The following is a 4,622-nucleotide window of genomic DNA, read 5'->3' as shown; positions in this document are numbered from 1 at the left end:
ACCCCCGTGGTCGGCTCGTCGAGCAGCCAGAGCGGTGCCGGCGCGAGCGCCAGGCGCGCCAGCGCGAGCCGCCGCTTCTGCCCCGAGGACAGCACGCGCGCCGGCAGGTCCGCTAGCGGCGCGAGCGCCAGGGCCGCGAGCGCGGGCGCCACCGCCCCGCCCTGCAGCCGGGCGAAGAAGGCGAGGTTCTCGGTCACGCTGAGCGCCGGCTTCAGCGCATCCTGGTGCGAGAGGTAGCGCGTGCGGCGCGCATGGCCGGGCGCGTCCTCGGCGATGTCCTGGCCCTGCCAGAGCACGGCGCCCTCGGCGGCGGGCAGCAGCCCGGCCAGGATGCGCAGCAGGGTGGACTTGCCCGCGCCATTGGCGCCGGTCAGCAGCAGGGCCTCCCCTGGCGCCAGCGCAAAGGACAGGCCGGCGAAGACCGCGCGATCGCCGCGCAGGCAGGCGAGGTCGCGCGCTTCCAGCACCGCATCGCCCGCACCTGCCAAAGCCGCCCCCATCCATGGACCGTCGCCGGCCGCCATGCTTTAAACCGCCCGTTTGTGCGGCCGCGAAGGCCGCCCCGCAACGAGGAAGGGCAACGCAACCATGCGGATGATCGGGCAGGACAGCCTGAAGACCCGCCGCACCCTCACGGTGGACGGCAAGACCTATCACTACTTCAGCCTGCCCGAGGCGGCCAAGAGCATCGGCGACGTCACCCGCCTGCCCTACAGCCTGAAGGTGCTGCTCGAGAACGTGCTGCGCTTCGAGGACGGCCGCTCCTATACGGTCGACGACGCGAAGAAGATCGCGGAGTGGCTGGTGCAGGGCCGCTCGACCAAGGAAGTGCCGTTCCGCCCCGCGCGCATCCTGCTGCAGGACTTCACCGGCGTGCCGGCCGTGGTGGACCTCGCCGCCATGCGTGACGCGCTGCTGAAGCTGCACGGCGACCCGCGCAAGGTGAACCCGCTGGTGCCGGTGGACCTGGTCATCGACCACTCGGTGATGGTGGACTATTCCGGTTCCGCCGCCGCGCTGCAGAAGAACGTGGATGTCGAGTTCGAGCGCAACGGCGAGCGCTACGAGTTCCTCCGCTGGGGCCAGGAGGCCTTCAACAATTTCCGCGTCGTGCCGCCGGGCACGGGCATCTGCCACCAGGTGAACCTGGAATACCTGGCGCAGGTCGTCTGGACCGCGACCGACACGGGCGAGGTCTTCGCCTTCCCGGATTCCTGCTACGGCACGGACAGCCACACCACCATGGTGAATGGCCTGGGCGTGCTCGGCTGGGGCGTGGGCGGGATCGAGGCCGAGGCGGCGATGCTCGGCCAGCCCATCGCGATGCTCATCCCCGACGTGATCGGCTTCAAGCTGACCGGGTCGCTGAAGGAAGGCGTGACCGCCACCGACCTGGTGCTGACGGTCACGCAGATGCTCCGCAAGAAGGGCGTGGTCGGCAAATTCGTTGAGTTCTACGGGCCGGGCCTCGCGCATCTGCCGCTGGCCGACCGTGCGACGATCGGCAACATGGCGCCGGAATACGGGGCGACCTGCGGCTTCTTCCCGGTCGATGACACCACGCTGGAATACCTGCGCCTGTCCGGGCGCGACCAGCACCGCATCAACCTGGTGCGCGAATACGCCAAGGCGCAGGGCATGTTCCGCGAGGCGGACAGCCCCGACCCGGTGTTCACCGACACGCTGGAGCTCGACCTCTCGACGGTCGAGCCCTCGATGGCCGGACCCAAGCGCCCGCAGGACCGGGTGGCGCTGTCCAATGCCGGCGCGGCCTTCCTCAAGGACCTCGCCGCCGGGACCATGGGCGTGCCGGGCGAGAAGGCCGACCTGCGCGTGCCGGTGGCGGGCGCCAATTACGACCTCGGCCACGGCGACGTGGTGATCGCGGCGATCACGTCCTGCACCAATACCTCCAACCCCTATGTGCTGGTGGCCGCGGGGCTGGTGGCCAAGAAGGCGCATGAAAAGGGGCTGACCACGAAGCCGTGGGTCAAGACCTCGCTGGCGCCGGGCTCGCAGGTGGTGACGGACTACCTCGACAAGGCCGGGCTGACGCCGCACCTCGATGCGCTGGGCTTCCAGACCGTGGGCTATGGCTGCACCACCTGCATCGGCAATTCGGGCCCGCTGCCCGAGCCGATCGTGGACGCGATCGAGAACAACAAGCTGGTCGGCGTGTCCGTGCTCTCGGGCAACCGCAACTTCGAAGGGCGCGTGCATGCGAATGTGCGCGCGAACTACCTGGCTTCCCCGCCGCTTGTGGTGGCCTATGCGCTGGCCGGCACCATCCGCCGCGACCTGACCAAGGAGCCGATCGGCACCGGCAAGGACGGCCAGCCCGTCTACCTGAAGGACATCTGGCCGACGCAGAAGGAGGTGAACGACACCGTCCACAGCGTCGTCACGCGCGAGATGTTCCAGGAGCGCTACGGCGACGTGTTCAAGGGCCCCGCGCAGTGGCAGGCGATCCGCGTCGATGCGGACAGCGACACCTACCGCTGGAATTCCGGTTCCACCTACGTGCAGAACCCGCCCTATTTCGAGAGCATGACCATGGACCCGAAGCCGACCGGGGACGTGAAGGGCGCGCGGCTGCTCGCCCTGCTGGCCGACAGCATCACGACCGACCACATCTCCCCGGCCGGCAACATCCGCAAGGCGTCGCCCGCGGGCGAATACCTGCTGGAACACCAGGTGCGCCAGGACGACTTCAACTCCTACGGCGCGCGGCGCGGCAACCATGAAGTCATGATGCGTGGCACCTTCGCCAACATCCGCATCAGGAACGAGATGGTCCCCGGCGTGGAAGGCGGCGTGTCGAAGCACTACCCCTCCGGCGACGTGGCCCCGATCTACACGGTGGCGATGCGCTACAAGCGCGAAGGCGTGCCGCTGGTGGTGATCGGCGGCAAGGAATACGGCACGGGCTCCTCGCGCGACTGGGCGGCGAAGGGCACCTTCCTGCTCGGCGTGAAGGCGGTGATCGCCGAGAGCTTCGAGCGCATCCACCGGTCGAACCTGGTGGGCATGGGCGTGCTGCCGCTGGTCTTCAAGGAAGGCGAGAGCCGGACCACGCTGGGCCTCAAGGGCGACGAGACCATCGACATCCTGGGCGTGGAGAAGCTCTCCCCGCGCATGATGATGGACGTGGTGATCACGCGGGCCGACGGCACGCAGGTGAAGACGCAGGTGATGTGCCGCGTCGATACCGCGGACGAGGTCGAGTACTACCGCAACGGCGGCATCCTGCACTACGTGCTGCGCGGGATGGCGAAGGCGGCGTAGGCCGCGCGGCATCGCCGGATTTCAGGAAGGGCGCGGTTCCAGGAAGGGGCCGCGCCCTTCGCCTGTTCAGGGGGCCGTCACCTCGGTCACGGTCAGGCGCCGCAGCCGTCCGTCCTGGACCGGCCAGTCGATGGATTGCCCAGCGCGCAGGCCGATCAGGCCCGCGCCCACCAGCGAGAGGATGGAGATGCGCCCCTGGCCGATATCGGCCTCGGACGGCAGCACGACCTGCACGGTGCGGGTCACGCCGCTCGCCTCGTCGGTGAAGGTCACGCGCGAGCCGAGCGCCACCACGTCAGCCGGCAGGCGCGCTTCCGGCACCAGCCGGGCGCGATCGGCTTCCTCGAGCAGCAGGCGCGCCGCCTCGGGGGTGCGGCGGGCACCGCGCATGGCGAGGCCGACGAGGATACCATGCGCGTCTTCGGACAGCAGGATGGGCGGGCGGCGCGCAGACGAGCGCCCAAGGGTGATGTCGGACATCTGGATGGGTCCTTCAGGAGGGTCGCGGGCGGAAGAAAAACGCTCCCCCGGAGCAGCGGCGCAGCGCGCGCGCGAGCCCCGGGGTCAGCGGCCTGCGATAAGGCACCCCGAATGCGCAAGCCGGCGGCGAAGCGTGGCTGTCAGGACCATCCCGCGAACATCGTCCGCCGCGCTCCGGTAATCAAGCCTCGTCGCGCCTGCCGCCATCGAGGCCGTGCACCGCCCCGACGGCCAGGAGGCACATCCCCGCCATGCCCCAGAACACCGCGGCGCCCACCGCCGCGTAGCCCCACCCCGCCGCCAGCGTCCCCGCCATCATCGCCGCGCCGATCCCCGCCGCCAGCAGCGTCTGCGCCGTGCCCGCCACGTGTGCGGGGATCGCCTGCTGCATCACCCGCATGGTCGCGAGGTGCATCGCGCCGAAGGTGAGCGCGTGCAGCGCCTGCGCCACCGCCAGCGCGGGCAGCGCGACGCTTTCGGCCGTGATCCCCCAGCGCAGCACCCCCGCCCCCGCCGCGACCAGCGCCAGCCCGCGCGCGCCCAGCCGTTCGGCGATGGGCCTGCCCCAGGCGAACACCGCCACCTCCGCCACCACCGACCAGGCCCAGAGCAGCCCGATCACGCTCGGCGCCACGCCGGACGCCGCCCAGTGGATCGACCCGAAGGCGTAGTAGGCCGCGTGACTGCCCTGGATGAGTGCGGAGACCAGCAGCACGCGCCGGAAGGCCGGCAGCGCCACCACCGAGCGGAAGGCGCCGCCCGGCCGGCGGGCATGCGCCTCGCCGCGCGGCAGCAGCAGCGCCGCGATCGCGGCGGCGAGAAGCGCGCCCGCCAGCAGCCAGGCCACGCTGCCCGCG

General features: G+C 70.7%; 4 protein-coding genes. 1 reads left to right on the top strand and 3 read right to left on the bottom strand.

Features of this window, described 5'->3' with window-relative positions:
• Positions 1–524: heme ABC exporter ATP-binding protein CcmA (ccmA, locus tag HW578_RS23230; RefSeq protein ID WP_456308296.1), on the bottom strand; the 524-nt coding region annotated here is incomplete at its 3' end.
• A 64-nt stretch (positions 525–588) separates the two neighbouring features.
• Here ccmA and acnA point away from each other — a divergent pair.
• Positions 589–3,285 carry an aconitate hydratase AcnA gene (acnA, locus tag HW578_RS23225; protein WP_198373087.1) on the top strand — a complete coding sequence of 899 codons (2,697 nt, stop codon included), beginning with the start codon at positions 589–591 and terminating at the stop codon, positions 3,283–3,285.
• A 66-nt stretch (positions 3,286–3,351) separates the two neighbouring features.
• Here the strand turns inward: acnA and rnk are convergent, their stop codons facing one another.
• Positions 3,352–3,765: a nucleoside diphosphate kinase regulator gene (gene rnk / locus HW578_RS23220; RefSeq protein WP_198373086.1), complete on the bottom strand. Its 414-nt coding sequence runs from the start codon at positions 3,763–3,765 to the stop codon at positions 3,352–3,354.
• A 181-nt stretch (positions 3,766–3,946) separates the two neighbouring features.
• The coding region (locus tag HW578_RS23215) for an MFS transporter (RefSeq protein ID WP_198373085.1) at positions 3,947–4,622 on the bottom strand (676 nt) is incomplete at its 5' end.

Origin of the sequence: Roseomonas rosulenta, from assembly GCF_016106005.1 — a bacterium.
Taxonomy (GTDB): domain Bacteria; phylum Pseudomonadota; class Alphaproteobacteria; order Acetobacterales; family Acetobacteraceae; genus Neoroseomonas; species Neoroseomonas rosulenta.
Note: the sequence above shows the minus strand (reverse complement) of the source record. Positions and strands in the feature narration are given on the sequence as shown.